Below are 18993 nucleotides of genomic sequence, written 5' to 3'. Positions count from 1 at the left end.
TTTTTTAAGGTTTCTATGTAGAAATTTGTTTTGGTTAAGTTGTATTTTCGTTAAAAAAATCCTTAAACTTGGTTGTTTAAGGATTTTTTTGTTCCGTTTTTTATATTAGAACTGAGCAGCCCTGTGCCGGATCACTGCTGCGCGCCGCTATGGCATCTTCTACGGTCATGCCTAATGCTTTGGCAACACCAGCGCCATAATCCGGATGGCAGGCATTGCTATTGCGGATATGGCGGTATTTGATGAAATCCGGTGCATCGCCCATTGCCCGTGCTGTGTTTTCATATAAAACTTGCTTTTGTGCATCACTCATGAGGTTGAAAAGGGCGCGTGGCTGGCTGAAGTAGTCATTGTCGTCTTCATGGAAATTCCAGAAGTCGGCATCTCCGTGAATTTTGAGAGGTGGTTCTCTGAATTCGGGCTGTTCCTGCCACTGATGAAAGCTATTGGGTTCGTAATGGGGCAGGCTGCCGTAGTTGTCGTCTACGCGGGTGGTGCCATCGCGATGGTTGCTGAATACTGGGCAGCGCGCTTTGTTTACTGGTATCTGATGATGGTTAACGCCGACGCGATAGCGGGCTGCGTCTGCATAGTTATATAAACGTGCCTGTAATACTTTGTCTGGTGATACGCTGATGCCGGGGACGAGGTTGCTTGGGGCAAAGGCAGCCTGTTCTACATCGAGATAGTAGTTGTCTGGGTTGCGGTTTAGTTCGAATTCTCCGACTTCGATTAGGGGGTAATCGCCATGTGGCCAGACTTTTGTAAGGTCAAATGGATGGTAGGGGACTTTTTCTGCATCAGCTTCGGGCATGATCTGGATATACATGGTCCATTTGGGGAAATCGCCGCTTTCTATGGCGTTGTAAAGGTCGCGCTGATGGCTGTCGCGGTCTTGTCCCATGATGTTGGCCGCTTCTTCGTCAGTCAGGTTTTTGATGCCCTGTTGGGTGCGGAAATGGAATTTTACCCAAAAGCGTTCTTTGTTGGCGTTGATAAAGCTGAAAGTATGGGAACCGAATCCATGCATGTGACGATAGCTGGCGGGGATGCCGCGATCAGACATGGTGATGGTTACTTGATGGAATGCTTCGGGGAGTAGTGTCCAGTAGTCCCAGTTGTAGGTAGGACTACGCAGGTTGGTGCGGGGATCACGTTTAACGGCTTTGTTTAGGTCTGGAAATTTACGTGGGTCGCGCAGGAAAAATACTGGTGTGTTGTTGCCAACTAAATCCCAGTTGCCTTGTTCGGTGTAAAAACGCATGGCAAAGCCGCGAATATCTCGCTCTGCATCGCCACCACCGCGCTCGGCTGCCACTTCGGAAAAGCGGACAAACATTTCGGTTTTTTTGCCAATCTGGCTAAACAGTTTGGCACAGGTGTATTGGGTAATGTCGTGGGTTACGGTGAATGTGCCAAATGCACCTGAGCCTTTGGCATGCATACGGCGTTCAGGTATGACTTCGCGCACGAAATTAGCCAATCTTTCGTTAAGCCATAAATCTTGAGCTAGTAGGGGACCACGTGGGCCGGCGGTCAGGCTGTTCTGGTTATCCGATACGGGAGCACCCTGATTGGTGGTGAGATGGGTAACGGGACATTTTTTTATGTCATCGGTCATGGTAAAGCTCCTTGTTAATTTGTTATTAAAAAAGGCCTTTACTGCTTTTGGCTGTCTGAATGATTATAGACTTGATAAAAAAATTTTAATGTTAATAAGTTGTTATTTTACATTTTCTTGAAAATAGCAATTATGTTTAAAGTTTGTGAAATTTTTTATATTTGAATGTTTGTTTTGGCAGGCAAAAAAAATAACCAGCCTGTTGCGGCTGGCTGGGAGAATTTGGTTTGGATTGTTGGGTGACAGTAGTCTGAGGTTTGGGACTGGTCTGATTAGACTGAGAAAGATGAACCACAGCCACAGGTTGTGGTGGCATTAGGGTTGCGGATAACGAATTGCGAACCGTGCAGGCTTTCTGAATAGTCAATTTCTGCACCCACCAGATACTGGTAACTCATGGGATCAATCAGGAAGGTTAAGCCATCTTTTTGAATCTCAAAATCATCATCGTTAACGATTTCATCAAAGGTGAAGCCATACTGAAAACCTGAGCAACCACCTCCTGTTACAAATACTCGTAGTTTTAGGTCAGGGTTGTTTTCTTCTGCAATGAGGTCTTTAACTTTGGTGCAGCAGCTTTCGGTAAAGGTAATTGGTGTTTCTATAGCGGTATCTGACATGGCTTGATCCTTTTCAAGAAATATGGGCAGGCTGAATTGTCCACCTTGCCGGTAGTTTATGGCAAGAGGGGCGTGAGTTTCAGCCCGCTGGTTTCTTCCAGTCCGAACATGATATTCATGTTTTGTACGGCTTGTCCGGCAGCGCCTTTAACCAGATTGTCAATCACAGACAGGATAATCCATGTGTTGTTTTGGGGAGCTGGCTGTACGTTGATGCGACAGAGGTTAGCTCCGCGAACTGAGCGGGTTTCTGGGGTGCTACCGGCAGGCAGTACGTCTATAAACGGGCTGTTACGATAATAGTCAGCAATCAGTTGATAAGGATTGTGACCATCTTTGGTTTGTACATACATGGTGGCATGCATACCGCGAATCAAGGGGGTAAGGTGGGGAACGAATATGAGATTGTTGCCTATCTGAGGTTGTAAGAGGTTTAGTGTTTGTCTGATTTCGGGTAAGTGTCGATGGCCACTAATACCATAGGCTTTGAAGTTGTCACTGCATTCGGCAAACAGGTTGCCGGTATTGGCTTTGCGGCCGGCACCGGATACGCCGGATTTGCAATCGGCGATTAATAGCTGATTATCTGCTAGGCAGTGATGTTGTAATAAGGGTAGTAAAGGTAAGCTGATGCAGGTGGGATAACAGCCGGGATTGGCTATAAGCTGAGCCTGAGCGATTGCGGTACGGTTGAGTTCGCTCAGGCCATATACGGCTTTTGCAATCCATTCAGGGCTGGTATGGGTAAACGGATACCATTGCTGCCAGAGGGCTACGTCTTTGATGCGGTAGTCTGCTGACAGGTCAATGATTTTTATACCCTGAGCCAGCAGAGGTGGTGCTTCTTGCATGGCTATGCCGTTTGGTGTGGCAAAGAATACGACATCACACTGATTCAGGCTGGCTTGTTCTGGGTGCTGGAAAATGAGATGGTTGTAGATACCACGCAAGCTGGGAAAGTAGTCGCTTAATGCTGTTTTTGCGGCACTACGACTTGTCACTGCGATTACTTCTGCATCTGGATGCTGTGCCAGTAAGCGTAATAATTCTACTCCGGTGTAACCTGTGGCACCGACAATGCCGATTTTGATACTCATTTGTTTTCTTTCATGGTTTTTATGGCTATTTTGGCTGGTTAAATGACTACTTGGGCACCCAGTTCGACTACTCGATTAGCTGGAATATGATAGTAGTTGCTGGCGGTGGCGCTGTTTTTATATAACCATTTGAAGATTCGGGCGCGTAAGCGACCCATTTTGCCATGGCTGCTTTGGGCTGCAACAACGATGCTGTCATGGGAAAGGAAGAATGATGTTTCCATTGTATCCAGTGTGATGCCCTGTTCAGCCATTAAGCCCAGTATATGACTGATGTCGGCTGTTTCTTGAAAGCCGTAGTTGGCAATAACGCGGGTAAAGCGCGCGCCTATCTGTTTCATGGCGATGCGTTCGTTATCGGCAATATGAGGAACTTCTTTGGTTTTGATGCTAAGTAAGACGTTGTAGTTATGCAATACTTTGTTATGCTTGAGGTTATGTAGTAGTGCCCGTGGGGTGCTGAATGGATCAGATACCATGAATACGGCATTGCCAGAGACAATCTGTGGCGGGTAGTCGTGCAGATTTTCGATGAAATCATCAAGTGGGAAGTCTTTGTTTTGTTGCGCTTCGTGCAGTTGTTGCTGGCCACGGCGCCATGTTGAAAACAATGTGACTACAATCATGGCTACCAGTACTGGGAACCAGCCTCCGTGAATCAGTTTGAGCAGGTTGCTGCCGAAGAAAACCAGATCGAAGCATAAGAATATTGAGGTGAGTAGGAGTGCCAGTGGAATTGGCCAGCGCCAGTTTTTAATCATTACGATGCAAAACAGGCATGAGGTGATGACCATGGTGCCGGTTACGGCAATCCCATAGGCTGAAGCCAGATGTTCGGAGTCGTGAAAGGCTAAGACTACTAAGGCTACTGCTATGAGTAGCAGCCAGTTAACCAGTGGCAGGTAAATCTGGCCAACTTCTTCGTTATTGGTATGGATGATGTTCATGCGCGGTGCAAAGCCAAGCTGAATTGCCTGACGTGTAAGGGAGAAAGCACCTGCAATTACGGCCTGACTGGCAATGATGGTTGCAAAGGTAGCCAGTATGATGAGGGGAATCAGCAGCCAGTGCGGGGCACTCAGGAAAAACGGGTTGTTGATTGCTGCCGGATTGTGCAGAATAAGTGCACCTTGTCCCAGATAGTTGATGATGAGGCTGGGTAAAACTATTTTTACCCAAGCTGTCTGGATAGGCTGGCGCCCAAAATGTCCCATATCTGCATATAAGGCTTCGGCTCCTGTTACGGCCAATACGACACAGCCCAGTCCGATAAAGCCATCCCAGCCGTGGTTAACGGCAAATTTAATACCGTAGTAAGGATTGAAAGCCAGTATGATGGTGGGGGACTGCACTATCTGATACAGGCCTATCAGTGCTATGGCACTGAACCATAGCAGCATGATGGGGCCAAATAGTGTGCCAATTTTATGTGTCCCTTTTTTCTGAATCAGAAATAGTGCAAACAGGATCACTAGTGCTATGGGCATGACATACTGGCGAAAGCTTTCGTTGATCACGGTTAAGCCTTCTGCGGCAGACAGTACGGATACTGCCGGTGTAATCATGGCGTCACCGTAGAATAGTGCGGTACCGGTAAGTCCCATCATCATGATAATCCATGCAGGTTTGCCTTTAAGGTGTCGCATTGCCTGCTGCATTAATACTACAACTCCACCTTCGCCGTTGTTATCTGCCCGCAAGATAAACAGAACATATTTAAGGGTAACAATCAGTAACAATGACCACAGAATCAGTGAGACAAAACCTAATACATTTGTTTCTGTGGGGGCTATTGTTGAAGCGCGAAAGCTTTCTTTTAAGGCGTATAGTGGACTTGTGCCAATGTCGCCGTAAACAATACCTAATGCAGCAAGTGTCATTGCAGTATTGGCAGAAAACTGTATACGCATTTATGTACCTCGTTATAGGGTTATCAGGATGTGAGTTTAGTCTTAACGTTAAGTTTAGCCAATCCCTTAAATGTGGGTTTTTATAGATTTTTTTGTTTATTAGTCATGGCTGGTTGTGTCTAGTGCAGGCTATTTGGGCTTGTGTGCTGAGGATGAGGTGGTCTTTTCATTTTTCGGGTGGTTAAAACAAGGACGGGTTTATCTTTGTTGCAAAATATGTTGTTTGGTATTTTATGGATTAACAAATGGTTATGGCTCGGTTTGGTGTAATGGTTATCTATGGGCGCTAATGCAATTGGTTGATAAGTTTATGCTAATCTGGATGAATGTTTGATATAGATAATGGCAGGAGGTTTCTTTTTTTTCAACAATGGGTTAAAATAAAGAAATTTTTCGAATTATTGAGAAATGGCCCTGAGGCCATTTTTTTGTTTTTACGGAGCACAGATGGATATTCAGGGCATTTTGGAAAAAACTTTGCCGGGTCTGGGCTATGAGCTGGTGAATTATGAGCTAACTGCACAGGGGGATTTGCGTGTCTTTATTGATAAGGCAGAAAGCGGTATCTCTCTGGATGATTGTGTTGCAGTCAGTAATCACTTGAGCCGAGTATTAATGGTGGAAGATGTTGATTATCAGCGTCTGGAAATTTCTAGCCCCGGCTTGGATCGACCATTGACCAAACCGGCTGATTTTAGGCGCTTTGCGGGACAACTGGCTAAGATTAAAACGCGTTTGCCTATTGATGGGCAGAAAAATTTTACCGGCCGGATTAATGGTATTGATGAGAATGATTTGATCAGTATCACGCTGGAAGAGGCTAATGAGGTACGCCGAGCCAAGCGTGCTGCTGTGGCGGCTGGTAAAACTGTTTTAATTGAATGGCAAAATGTTGATAAAGCACGTTTGAAGCCAGAATTTGATTTTTAAATTGAATTTTCATATTGTTGTAAGCACGGGCTTGCAAGGAGAATTAAATGAGTCGTGAAATTTTGCTACTGGCTGAGGCTTTGGCGAGTGAGAAAAACGTAGATACAGAGGTGGTATTTAGCGCACTGGAGTTTGCTCTGGCCAGTGCGGCCAAGAAAAAAACTGAGCGTGAAAATATGGATGTACGGGTAATTATCGACCGTAATACGGGTGATTACAGTAGTTTTCGCCGTTGGCTGATTGTGGCCGATGAGGACTATACCTACCCTGATATTCAGAAGACCATTGAAGAGATTCAGGAAGAAATTCCGGGAACAACATTGCAGGTTGGTGAGTATCATGAAGAACCAATTGAGAATGTGGAATTTGGCCGGATTGGTGCGCAAACAGCCAAGCAGGTTATTTTGCAACGTATTCGTGACGCCGAGCGTGAGCAGATTTTAAATGAATTTTTGCAACGCAAGGATAGTCTGGTGCTGGGTACGGTTAAACGTGTTGAGCGGCATGGCGCAATTGTGGAAATTGGTCGTCTGGAAGCTTTGCTGCCACGCGATCAGATGATTCCGCGGGAAAATTTCCGTAATGGTGACCGGGTACGGGCTTTGTTTTTGCGAGTAGACCAGATTGGTAACCGTAGTCAGGTAATTTTGACCCGTATTTCGCGTGAATTTCTGCTGAAATTGTTTGAAATGGAAGTGCCGGAAATTGAAGACGGCCTGCTGGAAATTAAGGAAGTAACCCGTGATCCGGGTTTGCGCGCTAAAGTCGCGGTGAAGTCGAATGATGCTCGCATTGACCCGCAGGGTACCTGTATCGGTGTACGTGGATCACGTGTAAATGCGGTAACGGAAGAGCTGGCGGGCGAACGGATTGATGTGGTGCTGTGGTCGCCGGAAACTGCTCAGTTTGTGATCAATGCACTCAGTCCGGCTGAGGTAACGCGTATTCTGATTGATGAAGACAATCATTCGGTTGATGTGATTGTGGCAGAGGATCAGTTGGCGCTGGCTATCGGGCGTGGTGGACAGAATGTCCGTCTGGCAGCAGAACTGACAGGCTGGCAGCTGAATATTATGACTGTGGAAGAAGCACAGGAGCGCCACGAAGCAGAAGATAAAGCGGTGCGTGAGCTCTTTATAAATAATCTCGGTGTGGATGAAAGTGTGGCCGAGGTACTGGTACAGGAAGGGTTTACCAGTTTGGAAGAAGTGGCTTATGTGCCTGTTCAGGAAATGCTGGAAATTGAGGGTTTTGACGAAAATACGGTGGAAGAGTTGCGCAACCGTGCCCGTGATGCCATTTTGACCTTAGCCATTGCTTCTGAGGAACAGCTGGAACGGATGGACGAAGAGCTGAAAAATTTGGACGGGGTGGATCAGGAAATGCTGCATGATTTGGCCAATGAGGGGATTAAAACCCGAGATGATCTGGCTGAGTTGTCAGTAGATGAGCTGATTGAGATTACTGGCATTGATGAGGAAACCGCCAAGAAAGTGGTGATGGCTGCACGCGCCCACTGGTTTGACGAAGTATGAGGGTACGCGAATGAGTAATCAAATAACTGTAGAACAATTTGCCTTGGAGCTGCATTTATCAACTGCAAGGTTGCTGGAGCAGTTGGCCGAAGCAGGAGTACATAAACAGGCTGCATCAGATAAGCTGACTGCTGCGGACAAAAAACAGTTGCTGGTTTATTTAAAGCAGTCTAATGGTAGTCAGTCTGCCGGTACCATCACGCTGAATCGTAAAAAACCAGCTGAGAAAAGCACTGTTGGCGGTGTTGAAGTTGAAACCCGGCGTCGCCGGCGAATTGCCGTACCGTCTGAAGAACTGGAAGCCAAGCCGGCAGAAGAAAAGCACGCACCGGTGCAACCAGAACCAGAGTCAGTAAAGGCAGATACTGAGGCTGAGGAGCAGGCGAAAAAAATAGCAGCGGAGCAGGCTGAAGCACGACGCAGAGAAGAATCTGCTGCTGCCGCAGCTGCTGAAGCTGCACGATTAAAGGCAGCAGCTGCAGCTAGTAAAACCGAACAGAAAACTAAAGTGGAGTCTGTGCAGACAGAAGTGGTAAAACAGCAAGTGAAACAGCAACAAACTGAAAAACAGCAACAGACTGAAAAGCAGCAACAGGCTGAAAAGTCACAACAGACTGAAGCAGCTGCGCAAACTGTAGAAGTACCGGCTGATAAAAAAACAGCTGACAAAAATGAGCAGCATAAATCCAGACGCAACCGTAACCGCAATGCAAAGAAGATTGATTTGGCTGCATTGGTGGCTGAGGCGTCTAAACCTATTATCAGTCCTGAAGAGCAGGCTCAGCGCGATGAAGAAGCACGACGTGCAGAAGCTATGCGCGCACATCAAGAAATGCTGATGAAACAGAAGCTGGAGCGTCAGGCACGTCAGGCACGACGTGAAGCAGCCAAGCAACAGGCTAAGGAAGAAAGTAAAGCAGCCAGTGAGCAGAAACCTGCCGAAGTGCGTTCGGCCAAGCCGAGCGAGAAAAAACCGGTAACCAGTACTAGTACACCTAAGGCAGCTGAAACCGGAGCTGAATCAGCCGGACGGCGTAAGAAAGATGAACAGCGTCGTCAGCGTGAAGATGAAATGCCGAAAGGAAAATCTGCCCGTGGTGGTAAAAATCGCCGTTCAGCCGATGTGGGTAATGCAGAAGATAGCCGCAGACGTGGTGGTAAGAAAGGTGGCAAGAAGCAGCTCAAGCTGGAACCGAATCAGCATGCTTTCCAAGCGCCTACTGAGCCTGTAGTACATGAAGTTCTGGTACCGGAGACAATTACTGCTGCTGAACTGGCACACAAAATGGCAGTTAAGGCCGCGGAAGTTATCAAAACTCTGATGAAAATGGGTATGATGGTGACCATTAACCAGTCACTCGATCAGGAAACCGCGCTGATTGTTGTGGAGGAGATGGGACATATTGGTAAAGCGGCAGCGGCTGATGATCCTGAAGCATTTTTGGATGAAGACACCGCGGTTGTTACTGAAGCGGAAACCTTGCCACGCCCGCCAGTGGTGACAGTCATGGGGCATGTGGATCATGGTAAAACTTCTCTGCTGGATTACATTCGCCGAGCCCGTGTTGTTCAAGGTGAGGCAGGTGGCATTACTCAGCATATTGGTGCCTACCATGTTGAGACCCAGCGCGGTGTAATTACTTTCTTGGATACGCCGGGACACGAAGCATTTACTGCTATGCGTGCACGTGGTGCTCAGGCTACTGATATCGTTATTCTGGTGGTTGCTGCTGATGATGGGGTAATGCCTCAGACGATTGAAGCAATTGCTCATGCCAAAGCAGCCAAGGTGCCACTGGTGGTTGCAGTCAATAAGATTGATAAAGAAGGTGCCAATCCGGAACGCATTCGTCAGGAATTAACTGCACATGAGGTAGTACCGGATTCATGGGGTGGTGATGTGCAGTTTATTGATGTTTCCGCCAAACAGGGTACTAATATTGATGCCTTGCTGGAAGCAGTACTACTGGAAGCCGATGTGCTGGAGCTGAAAGCATCTGTTGATACGGCTGCTAAAGGTATTGTGGTGGAATCACGTCTGGATAAGGGGCGTGGTGCGGTGGCTACTTTACTGGTACAAAGTGGTACTTTGCGCAAAGGTGATATAGTACTCGCTGGTACGACTTTTGGTCGTGTACGCGCTATGGTAGATGAAAATGGTAAAACCATTACTGCCGCAGGCCCGTCTATTCCGGTAGAGATTCTTGGTCTGTCTGATGTGCCTAATGCTGGTGAAGATTTTATTGTACTGGCAGATGAGAAAAAAGCCCGTGAGATTGCTCTTTTCCGTCAGGGTAAATATCGTGATGTGCGGCTGGCGAAACAGCAGGCAGCCAAACTGGAAAACATGTTTAATAACATGGGTGAAAATCAGGCACAAAGTTTGCCGATTATTATTAAGGCTGATGTTCAGGGTTCCTATGAAGCGTTGGCTGGCAGTTTGCGAAAACTGTCTACTGATGAAGTTCGTGTGGATGTGCTGCACAGCGGTGTTGGTGGCGTGAGCGAGTCTGATGTTAATCTGGCAATTGCATCTGGTGCTGTTGTTATTGGCTTTAATGTTCGTGCTGATGCAACTGCGCGTAAGCTGGCTGAGCATGAGGGAATTGAAATCCGTTATTACAATATTATCTATGATGCTATTGATGATGTGAAGGCGGCTTTAAGTGGCATGCTGGCACCGGAACAGAAAGAAAATGTGATTGGTACGGTGGAAATTCGTCAGGTAATTACGGTATCCAAGGTTGGTAATATTGCTGGTTGTATGGTTACGGATGGATTGATTAAACGTGATTCGCATGTTCGGTTAATCCGTAATAATGTGGTTATCCATACTGGTGAGCTCTCTTCATTAAAACGCTTTAAAGATGATGTTAAGGAAGTACGTCAGGGCTTTGAATGTGGCTTGATGCTGAAAAATTTCAATGAAATTATGGAAGGTGATCAGCTGGAAGCTTTTGAAGTGGTTGAAGTTGCCCGTAAGCTTTAAGGTTATTTGAAGTGTTACAAGGCAGTCTGGATATTTTTTCGGGCTGCCTGAATTATTGGCCTGATCACAGAAAGGAATGATTATGCGTAAACCTCAACGTGGTTATGCACGTCAGGATCGTGTCAAAGAGCAGATTATGCGAGAACTGGCTGAGCTGGTGCGTGTTGGCCTGAAAGATCCGCGAGCTGGCTTTATTACGATTAATGAAGTTGAAGTTACTCGAGATTACAGCCATGCGACAATTTATTATACTGTTTTGGATGACAGTACTCGTGCTGTTACTGAAGAGGCACTGGAACATGCCAGAGGGTATTTGCGTAGTGAGCTGGCACGGCGAATAAGTTTATTCCGCACACCTGAACTGACATTTATCTATGATGATTCTCTTGAACGGGGTATGAGTATTTCGCACCTGATTGATAAGGTAGCAAAAGAAAAACCAGTTGACGATTGATGTTGCAATAAAAAGAGATTGACTATGATTGGCCAATCTCTTTTTTGTTATATTTATGATTCGGCTAAATTATAATTCTATGTTAGCGGCCATAGTGAACTGTAATAGAAGCTTTGGCAATGACATGACTATTGACTACAAATCCTGTGCAGCTGGTGGTGACATCATCAGGTAGTTCGATTTTATCGGTGTTTAAAGCATAAACGGTAAAAATATACCGGTGTGGCGGGGTGCCTTCAGGCGGATAAAAACCGGAATAACCTAAGGTTCCACTGTCATTGCGTAGCTGACGTGTACCGGCAGGCATATTCTGCCCATTTTCAGCACCAGCATTGCGTTTCAGTTCAGTTAAATCTTTGGGCAGGTTAATAGCCATCCAGTGCCACCAGCCGGCGCCACCAGTTGGTGCATCAGGGTCATGGCATTGTATGGCAAAACTTTTGGTCTCTGCCGGTGCATTTGTCCACGCCAAAGCCGGAGACTGATTATCATGGTCACTTTGATAGGAGGAATCAACGGTATCGCCATTTTTAAACTCTGGGCTGGTTAAAATAAATTTATCTGTCATTGTTCCCTCAAAATCAATTAATGTTATTGATAACGGTTTAATTCTGCAATATGAAATGTATTAAGTCAATGTTATTGTATTGACGTTTATGAAAACCGAAAACGCCAATACGCTATTCTGGTAGGCTGGTTCGTTATCTGAGGAAAAGGTTGCTGGCGCACACCCGCAGCCTTTGCTACAGTTTGTCCGGCAGATATCTAACTCATACGTGTGATGTTGATGCTCATTAAAGCATCTCATAACAAGGATACTCAAAGCTAGCGTTACTTGAACTCACAGCCTCTATTGACTGGTCAAGATCTTTTATATATAGAAATAGCCATATATTTAGCCTTTTAATTATTTTGTTATGTGTATTTAACATAGGACTGCTCTATAAGTTAGTGGTGCAAAAATATTTATTTATGTTAATAAATAATAAGAGAGTTATGAAAGTTATTGGATTTTTAGTTGAGCAGTTATTTCTGATAATTTGAAATATTTATGCATAGGGCTTTATTGGGATTAGGTGAGAGTGAAGATTATTATTTAAGACGAGATAAAAGCTGATAGTCTGGTTGCAATGGGTTTGAATGGGGGAGGAGTAAATGCACGTCAGCCTGATGTTGTTTTTACAAGCTCAGTGTCTGGTAACTGTGTGAACGAGTGTTTAATCTGATTACTATGCTTATTAGATTGTAATCATCTAATTTATGAGTTCCAGATGGTAAGAAGAATATCGGTTATTCATAGAGGCAATATGACTGATATTATTAATTTTATTGAGAGTAAAATTGATTTGCTAAAGAGGAGTAACCAAGAATTGGTTTTTAAAATTAGAAACTTTAAGAAAGGTTGCTATTTATATGTCTCAAGATAAAATTGAAGGAAAAGTAAATAGAATCATACCACTTACGGGTATCAATACAGGATACTCTGAATATGGATTAATTAATGGTTGTGAATCAAGATAGTAAGGCTTTATCGATAGAATACGGTTATGAAAATAATAAAATCAGTTTATCCTCAGGAGATATTTTAGTAAGAATGAAAAAATTAAGCTATCTGTATAGATTTTAGCTGGCAGGTATGCGTTTCGGGGGGAAGCATATGACACTTTGCTGATAAGGCTGATTTGTCAAATATACACCCTCTACTAAAGTCTATGTAAAATGTCTGGTATGTTTATGTAGAGGTGATTTTATGAGTCAGTTGTGACATTAAGATATAGTAATAGTCAGCTTGATAGTGCAATATTTTGATTGGTGGTTGTTACTCGTTTTTTATCAGTTTGCTGATAGCAGGGTGCGGTCTGGCTACGTTGAGAATATTATTAATTGTTTGATGGTTGTGTGGGATTATGGTTACTACAGAGTTACTACCTTGGATGTGTATTTCTGGTTTTATGCTGGATGAGACGCTATGGGATGATATGCAATCGAGTCTGGCTATGCCACAATCTGTGCAATGTGTTGCGCTGACAAATGGAGACAGTATTGCAGCGATGGCAGATGATATTGCGGCCAAAGCACCGGAACGTTTTGTGGCGATCGGGTTCTCGCTTGGCGGGTATGTTGCGCGGGCTCTGGCTGCCAAGTATCCGCAGCGTGTGGCTGCTTTGGTATTAATTGCTACTTCATTACGTGAGGATACGCCTGAGCAACGTGCAGCCAAGCTGAATGCTTTACACATGCAGAAACATCTGCATTTTCGTGGTTTGGGGCACAAGGCGATTATGCAAACTTTGCGTCCGGATAATCAAAATAATCAGGTACTGATAACCCGAATCCGACGCATGGGGGAACGTTTGGGGTTTGATGTATTAAGCAGACAGTCACTATTAAACCGGGCAACACCCGATGGGCAGAGAATTTCCTGTCCAACCCTGATTATTGCGGCAGCACAGGATCAGATGCGTTCTTTGGATGAGGTGCGGGAATTGCAGGAGTTTATTCCACAGGCCAGTATGAAGATAATTGAGGATAGTGGGCACATGCTGCCATTAGAACAACCACAATTACTGGCAGAAACTATTTCTTGCTGGGTACAGCAGTTGTAATTTATCTGAATTATTCAGTAATTAATCGCATTATCCTGAAATAGCTTACTTCAGTGCTCGGTTTATGTCTGATATATTGATGATGGTGTTTAATCAGTTATGGTTGCCGATTACGCCTGAGTTTTGTATGCCTTGCTCCAGCCATTTTTGTGCTGTGTGTCTGTCATTAAAGTATTTGGGTCTTTGTAAAGTTAACAGATTTGCGAAGCGTGCACCAAGCCGAATCCAGATATCGTTTACGACAATGGCGGTGCGGCCAAAATCATGCGCGTGCTGACGTAAAAATCTGAGGTGTTCTAAAGCCATGTCAATAGTGAAGTCTTTCATTTGGCTCAGATCCAGCAGCAGATTGGGCAATTGTACCTGTTCAATGGCTTTTAATAATGCTTCTTCCAGCTGGCGAAAATCAGCCAGTGTAAATTCATCGTGCAGAATCACACTTAAACCGTAGTTCTGTTGTTGGATAGAAATCATATAGTTGCCTTTAATAACGGGTGCGCTATTGCTATATTTGTTTGATTAAATTAAGCAATATCATACTAATGGACAAATATATTAGCTATGATTCTTTTGAATATGCTCTGATATGAAGCTGAAAACGCTAATGGTTGTGGTACGGATACAACTATATTATAGATAGTTGAATATTATTAGTTTGTTAGAGTTATATATCAGGGATAAATAGTAAAGAAGTTTGTTAGATATAAAACCAACAGCTTTCAGTATTGAAAGCTGTTGGTTTTAGGAAGTGTTACTGTTGATTATCTGTTAGGAGTGGTATCAGAATTAGCTGTTATGATTGCAGAGGTGCCTGAGGGAACAAAACGGTAAAATACTTCGCCATTCTGTATATATCCTAATTTAGCGCGAGCCATTTCGTTAATTGCATCTTTCCCTTTGGCAAGATCTTTGACTTCAGCAATCAGTGCACGATTGCGCTGTATCAGGTTTTCATTACTTGCGTTTTGAGCAATGACGCTGCGCTCCAATTTCAACATGTCATGCCAGCTGCCATGCCCCATCCACAAGCTGTATTGTAAACCTGCTAATGCAAATAACAGTACCCAGGTTACCCACTTCATTTCATTTGCCTATTCGTAAAACCGGTAACCAGATTATCTGAGCTGATAGAGGGCTTTTTTACCCGGATAGCAGGCAGCTGTACCCAGCTCTTCCTCAATACGTAGTAATTGGTTGTATTTGGCAATGCGGTCAGAACGTGAAAGTGAACCGGTTTTGATTTGCATACAGTTAGTACCAACGGCCAGATCTGCTATGGTGCTGTCTTCGGTTTCACCAGAACGATGACTCATTACGCAGGTATAACCTGAACGTTTGGCCAGATCAACGGCTTTAAGTGTTTCGGATAAGGTACCAATCTGGTTTACTTTAACCAGTAGTGAGTTGGCCAGCCCCTGTGTAATGCCTTTGTTGAGAATGGCAGGATTGGTTACAAACAGGTCGTCACCCACCAGCTGGACTTTTTTGCCCAGACGTTCGGTTAGTAATTTCCAACCATCCCAGTCGTGTTCGCTCATGCCATCTTCAATGGATACGATCGGATATTTGTTGACTAGTTCAGCTAAGTAGTCAGCAAATTCGGCACTGGTTAGGTTTAATCCTTCTGCGGTTAATGCGTAATGTCCATCTTTATAGAATTCGCTGGATGCGCAGTCCAGTGCTAATACGATGTCTTTACCGGGAACATAACCAGCTTTCTCTACGGCAGACAGAATCAGCTTGATTGCTTCTTCATGGCTGGATAAATCCGGTGCAAAGCCACCTTCATCACCAACGCTGGTTGACATGCCTTTGTCATTACATAATTTTTTCAAGTGATGGAAGACTTCTGCACCGCAACGCAGAGCCTGACGGAAAGAATCGGCGCCTACGGGCATAATCATGAATTCTTGAATGTCAAGGCTGTTATTGGCATGTGCGCCACCATTAATAACATTCATCATGGGTACCGGCATAGACATGGGGCCGACACCACCAATGTAACGGTATAGAGGTAATCCTGCATCTTCGGCTGCCGCACGTGCAACGGCCAATGATACTGCCAGTGTGGCATTGGCACCAAGGCGACCTTTGTTATCGGTACCGTCCAAGTCAATCATGATCTGGTCGATATAGCTTTGTTCGCTGGCATCAATGCCGATAAGTGCCTGCGCAATTTCGTTATTAATGTTTTCTACCGCCTGCAATACGCCTTTACCCAGATACCGCTGTTTATCGTTATCGCGTAGCTCCAGTGCTTCTTTTTCGCCGGTTGAAGCGCCTGAGGGTACGGCAGCTCTGCCCATTACGCCAGATTCAAGTAGAACATCACATTCAACGGTAGGGTTACCACGTGAATCAAGTATTTCACGCGCAAAGATGTCAATGATTGCACTCATGCAAGTCTCCAGTTTTTTTTAGGTTTTGTATTGTTGTGCGGTAAATGGTACAAACAATAAGCCTGCCAGACAGCAGTTTGGCCAGCCAGTTAAACATTGTATTATACCGAAGGGGGAGTATGTGAACAGGGTAATTTACACTTGGTTTTGACTGGAGGCTGGGAAAGAGCAATATATGTTGTGCTGATGGATTGAAGCGGTAAATAGTGTGGCTGTGTGAAATGGATTTAATGAGCTCTGTACGTATCTGATGTATGCTTTTAAGGGCAAGAAAATATCTTTTTCTGTTAGTGTGTTAGAAATTAATAATCTGTTTTATGCTGTTTTGGTGTAAATTTTGTTTGACAGCGGGGCATCAGTTAAGTATAGTTCGCAACTTCTCTTTGGAGAGTTGGCCGAGTGGTCGAAGGCGCTCCCCTGCTAAGGGAGTATACGGGCAAAACCTGTATCAAGGGTTCGAATCCCTTACTCTCCGCCATATTCAAAAAATCCCTGAATTCAGTTCAGGGATTTTTTATTTGTTAGTTCTCACGGCTGAAATAACCGTATATCTACTGGTGAATCTGATTAGTTTAGCGGTTTGTCTATATATTTCATAATTGTTGCAGTTTTAGGCTTTTCTGTTTTTTCATTTGTTATCCTGCTTTGTGTTTTGTCAATAAATTTAATGCTTTTTTTGTATATTCATGTTAAATTAAATAATGATTACTATTTTCATTTGAGTGTGCTTTAAATAATCTATTTGATTCTTTGCTAGGACAACAATTATCAGGAGTCTATTTTGTATGTGCAAACCGGTTCATTATTCTTTTTCGCTGGTGTTACTTTCCACGTTAATATCTCCTTTATATGCCGCAGAAGCTAAATTGGAAGATGTGGTAGTAACTGCTTCTGGTTTTAAACAGAAAGCCAAAAAGGCAGCTGCCTCAATTACTGTGATTAATGCCAAGGAGCTGGAAACAAAAGAGTATCATGATGTGACTGATGCTTTGCAGGATGTGCCCGGGGTAGTAGTGACGGGTGGTGGTAGTTCAAAAGATATCAGTATCCGAGGTATGTCTAGTGCGTACACAATGCTGTTGATTGATGGTAAACGGGTGAACTCGCGCGGTGTTCGCCCTAATTCCGATGGTCCTGGTATTGAACAGGGCTGGATGCCACCAATTTCTGCGATACAACGTATTGAGGTGATTCGTGGTCCGGCTTCGGCTTTGTATGGTTCTGATGCTATGGGCGGGGTAATTAATATTATTACTAAGAAAACGGCAGCAGACTGGACTGCTTCAATTAAGGCGGATGCAACTATACAGCAGCACAGTAATAGTGGAAATACGTTGCAAAGCAGTGTTTATGTCTCTGGCCCTTTAATTGAAGACCGGTTGGGTATCCGTGTGAGTGGAGGATATTCTCACCGTGATGAAGACAAGTTTGTCGGTGGGTATAAGGAACAGCGTATGCGTAATGGCGATTTTATGCTGTCTTGGACTCCGGATGATAACAATACTGTTGATTTGGAGGTAAGTCGCAGTTTGCAAAACCGCAATGGTAAGGTGGGCAAAACTATTGATACTGCACCACGCAGGGGAAAGAAACCAACTGATGACTACACTTTGTATGATCGCAATCAGTACAGTGTGACCCATCGTGGCTATTATGAGAATATTGATACGCAGTCATATTTACAGCGAGAGGAAAATAATAATCCTTCTCGTGACATGCATGAGAAAAATACGATTTTCAATACTCAGACTCAGTTTCGCTTGAATAAGCATACGCTGAGTGTCGGCGGGCGGTGGCAGCGAGAAGAGCTAAATGATTCGGGTAATCAGCTTACGATTAATGGTCGGCGGTTGAGCCATCTGGAACGAGATTCTTGGGCTATTTTTGGGCAGGATGAATGGCGTATTGTGCCAACTTTTGCGCTGACTGGTGCGATGCGACTGGACCATGATGAAAATTATGGTTCTGAATTAACGCCAAAATTATATGGTGTATGGACTCCGAATAAACAATGGACAATTAAGGGGGGATATTCACGTGGTTATAAAGCGCCCGCTTTACGGGCAGCTTCAGATGGATGGGGACAGGTTACTGGTGGTGGTTACTCAAATGGTATTATTGTGGGTAATTCAAATCTGAAGCCGGAAAAATCGGATAATTTTGAAATTGGCTTAAACTGGGATAATAATCGTAATTTATCTGCTGGGCTAACTACCTATTATACGAAATTTAAGAATAAGATAACGGAAGTACGCACTTGTCAGGGTAAAGCAGGTTCGAATGCCTGCTCGTGGCGTAATGAGTATTTTGATTTTATCAGCCAGCGTGAAAATGTGGATAAGGCGGTATTACGTGGTGTAGAAGCAACGTTTGGCTGGAAAATAACGCCGAAAGTTGATTGGTCTGCTAACTATACTTATACGCATAGTGAACAGAAAAGTGGCCAGTTTAGTGGTAAGCCGCTAAATGAGATGCCGAAAAATATGTTTAATACGACGCTGAGCTGGAATGCCAATGAGAAGTTTTCCAGCTGGGCAAGATGGAATTTCCGTAGCAGAACTTCAGATTATCTGTCACGGACATCAATGGCGATTGGTAAGCCGTCGTATGGTTTTGTAGATACGGGGCTGGTATTCAAACCGAAGAAAGATGTGATTATCAGTGGTGGTATTTATAATATTTTTGATAAGCGGGTTGATCAGAAGGATTATGGCCGTACTCTGGATGGTCGCCGTTATAATATTAGTGCACAGGTTAACTTCTAGGCTACAAGGCTATTGTTCATATCAGGGGGAAATATCCCCCTGTTTTTATTTTTATAATATAGATGAA

14 protein-coding genes and 1 tRNA gene are annotated in these 18993 nt (G+C 44.3%); 7 read left to right on the top strand and 8 right to left on the bottom strand.

Annotated elements, in window-relative coordinates; translation table 11 throughout:
* Positions 1 to 100: 100 nt before the first annotated feature.
* From J6578_RS01975 to J6578_RS01960, 4 genes are all read right to left on the bottom strand, one after another.
* Positions 101 to 1621: a catalase gene (locus J6578_RS01975; protein ID WP_287953772.1), complete on the bottom strand. Its 1521-nt coding sequence runs from the start codon at positions 1619 to 1621 to the stop codon at positions 101 to 103.
* A 272-nt stretch (positions 1622 to 1893) separates the two neighbouring features.
* Complete coding sequence (erpA, locus tag J6578_RS01970; protein ID WP_037406564.1) at positions 1894 to 2241, bottom strand: iron-sulfur cluster insertion protein ErpA; 348 nt, start codon at positions 2239 to 2241, stop codon at positions 1894 to 1896.
* A gap of 56 nt (positions 2242 to 2297) precedes the next feature.
* Entirely contained in the window at positions 2298 to 3338 is a 1041-nt protein-coding gene (argC, locus tag J6578_RS01965; protein ID WP_287953771.1) for an N-acetyl-gamma-glutamyl-phosphate reductase, read from the bottom strand.
* Between the two features lie 38 nt (positions 3339 to 3376).
* On the bottom strand, positions 3377 to 5248 hold the full coding sequence (locus J6578_RS01960; RefSeq protein WP_287953770.1) for a potassium transporter Kup: 1872 nt from the start codon (positions 5246 to 5248) through the stop codon (positions 3377 to 3379).
* Positions 5249 to 5695: 447 nt separating this feature from the next.
* Between J6578_RS01960 and rimP the strand changes: the two genes are divergently transcribed.
* The 4 genes from rimP (at position 5696) to rbfA (ending at position 11156) form a co-directional block, all read left to right on the top strand.
* Entirely contained in the window at positions 5696 to 6178 is a 483-nt protein-coding gene (rimP, locus tag J6578_RS01955; protein WP_093090865.1) for a ribosome maturation factor RimP, read from the top strand.
* Between the two features lie 47 nt (positions 6179 to 6225).
* Positions 6226 to 7713, top strand: a complete 1488-nt coding sequence (gene nusA, locus J6578_RS01950) for a transcription termination factor NusA (RefSeq protein ID WP_093090863.1) — start codon at positions 6226 to 6228, stop codon at positions 7711 to 7713.
* A gap of 10 nt (positions 7714 to 7723) precedes the next feature.
* Complete coding sequence (infB, locus tag J6578_RS01945) at positions 7724 to 10702, top strand: translation initiation factor IF-2 (protein WP_287953769.1); 2979 nt, start codon at positions 7724 to 7726, stop codon at positions 10700 to 10702.
* 82 nt (positions 10703 to 10784) lie between these two features.
* Positions 10785 to 11156 (top strand): 30S ribosome-binding factor RbfA, encoded by a 372-nt coding sequence (gene rbfA, locus J6578_RS01940; RefSeq protein ID WP_037406574.1) that lies wholly within the window; start codon positions 10785 to 10787, stop codon positions 11154 to 11156.
* A gap of 82 nt (positions 11157 to 11238) precedes the next feature.
* Here rbfA and J6578_RS01935 read toward each other — a convergent pair whose 3' ends face one another.
* Entirely contained in the window at positions 11239 to 11724 is a 486-nt protein-coding gene (locus J6578_RS01935; RefSeq protein ID WP_239362248.1) for a YbhB/YbcL family Raf kinase inhibitor-like protein, read from the bottom strand.
* 1339 nt (positions 11725 to 13063) lie between these two features.
* On the opposite strand from J6578_RS01935, the gene J6578_RS01930 reads away from it, so the two are divergent.
* Positions 13064 to 13762, top strand: coding sequence for an alpha/beta fold hydrolase (locus J6578_RS01930; RefSeq protein WP_093093425.1), 699 nt, complete (start codon positions 13064 to 13066; stop codon positions 13760 to 13762).
* A gap of 93 nt (positions 13763 to 13855) precedes the next feature.
* Here the strand turns inward: J6578_RS01930 and J6578_RS01925 are convergent, their stop codons facing one another.
* The 3 genes from J6578_RS01925 to eno form a co-directional block, all read right to left on the bottom strand.
* A complete protein-coding gene (locus tag J6578_RS01925) occupies positions 13856 to 14236 on the bottom strand; it encodes a SpoIIAA family protein (RefSeq protein WP_093093427.1) in 381 nt (126 codons plus the stop codon).
* Between the two features lie 287 nt (positions 14237 to 14523).
* Positions 14524 to 14844, bottom strand: a complete 321-nt coding sequence (gene ftsB, locus J6578_RS01920; protein WP_239362223.1) for a cell division protein FtsB — start codon at positions 14842 to 14844, stop codon at positions 14524 to 14526.
* Between the two features lie 33 nt (positions 14845 to 14877).
* Positions 14878 to 16161, bottom strand: a complete 1284-nt coding sequence (gene eno / locus J6578_RS01915) for a phosphopyruvate hydratase (RefSeq protein WP_093093432.1) — start codon at positions 16159 to 16161, stop codon at positions 14878 to 14880.
* 385 nt (positions 16162 to 16546) lie between these two features.
* Here eno and J6578_RS01910 point away from each other — a divergent pair.
* Both J6578_RS01910 and J6578_RS01905 read left to right on the top strand, forming a co-directional pair.
* A tRNA-Ser gene (locus tag J6578_RS01910) sits at positions 16547 to 16639 on the top strand.
* Between the two features lie 307 nt (positions 16640 to 16946).
* The gene (locus tag J6578_RS01905) at positions 16947 to 18926 is read left to right on the top strand and encodes a ligand-gated channel protein (protein WP_093093434.1); all 1980 of its coding nucleotides are present in this window, start codon (positions 16947 to 16949) and stop codon (positions 18924 to 18926) included.
* Positions 18927 to 18993: the final 67 nt, after the last annotated feature.

Source organism: Snodgrassella sp., from assembly GCF_024103505.1.
Lineage (GTDB): Bacteria > Pseudomonadota > Gammaproteobacteria > Burkholderiales > Neisseriaceae > Snodgrassella > Snodgrassella communis.
The sequence above is the reverse complement of the archived record's forward strand: the minus strand, read 5'-3'. Positions and strand labels throughout refer to the sequence as shown.

Coding starts and splice junctions, on each gene's coding strand:
- J6578_RS01975 (WP_287953772.1), bottom strand. CDS start 1,621: ATGACCGATGACATAAAAAAATGTCCCGTTACCCATCTCACCACCAAT.
- erpA (WP_037406564.1), bottom strand. CDS start 2,241: ATGTCAGATACCGCTATAGAAACACCAATTACCTTTACCGAAAGCTGC.
- argC (WP_287953771.1), bottom strand. CDS start 3,338: ATGAGTATCAAAATCGGCATTGTCGGTGCCACAGGTTACACCGGAGTA.
- J6578_RS01960 (WP_287953770.1), bottom strand. CDS start 5,248: ATGCGTATACAGTTTTCTGCCAATACTGCAATGACACTTGCTGCATTA.
- rimP (WP_093090865.1), top strand. CDS start 5,696: ATGGATATTCAGGGCATTTTGGAAAAAACTTTGCCGGGTCTGGGCTAT.
- nusA (WP_093090863.1), top strand. CDS start 6,226: ATGAGTCGTGAAATTTTGCTACTGGCTGAGGCTTTGGCGAGTGAGAAA.
- infB (WP_287953769.1), top strand. CDS start 7,724: ATGAGTAATCAAATAACTGTAGAACAATTTGCCTTGGAGCTGCATTTA.
- rbfA (WP_037406574.1), top strand. CDS start 10,785: ATGCGTAAACCTCAACGTGGTTATGCACGTCAGGATCGTGTCAAAGAG.
- J6578_RS01935 (WP_239362248.1), bottom strand. CDS start 11,724: ATGACAGATAAATTTATTTTAACCAGCCCAGAGTTTAAAAATGGCGAT.
- J6578_RS01930 (WP_093093425.1), top strand. CDS start 13,064: ATGGTTACTACAGAGTTACTACCTTGGATGTGTATTTCTGGTTTTATG.
- J6578_RS01925 (WP_093093427.1), bottom strand. CDS start 14,236: ATGATTTCTATCCAACAACAGAACTACGGTTTAAGTGTGATTCTGCAC.
- ftsB (WP_239362223.1), bottom strand. CDS start 14,844: ATGAAGTGGGTAACCTGGGTACTGTTATTTGCATTAGCAGGTTTACAA.
- eno (WP_093093432.1), bottom strand. CDS start 16,161: ATGAGTGCAATCATTGACATCTTTGCGCGTGAAATACTTGATTCACGT.
- J6578_RS01905 (WP_093093434.1), top strand. CDS start 16,947: ATGTGCAAACCGGTTCATTATTCTTTTTCGCTGGTGTTACTTTCCACG.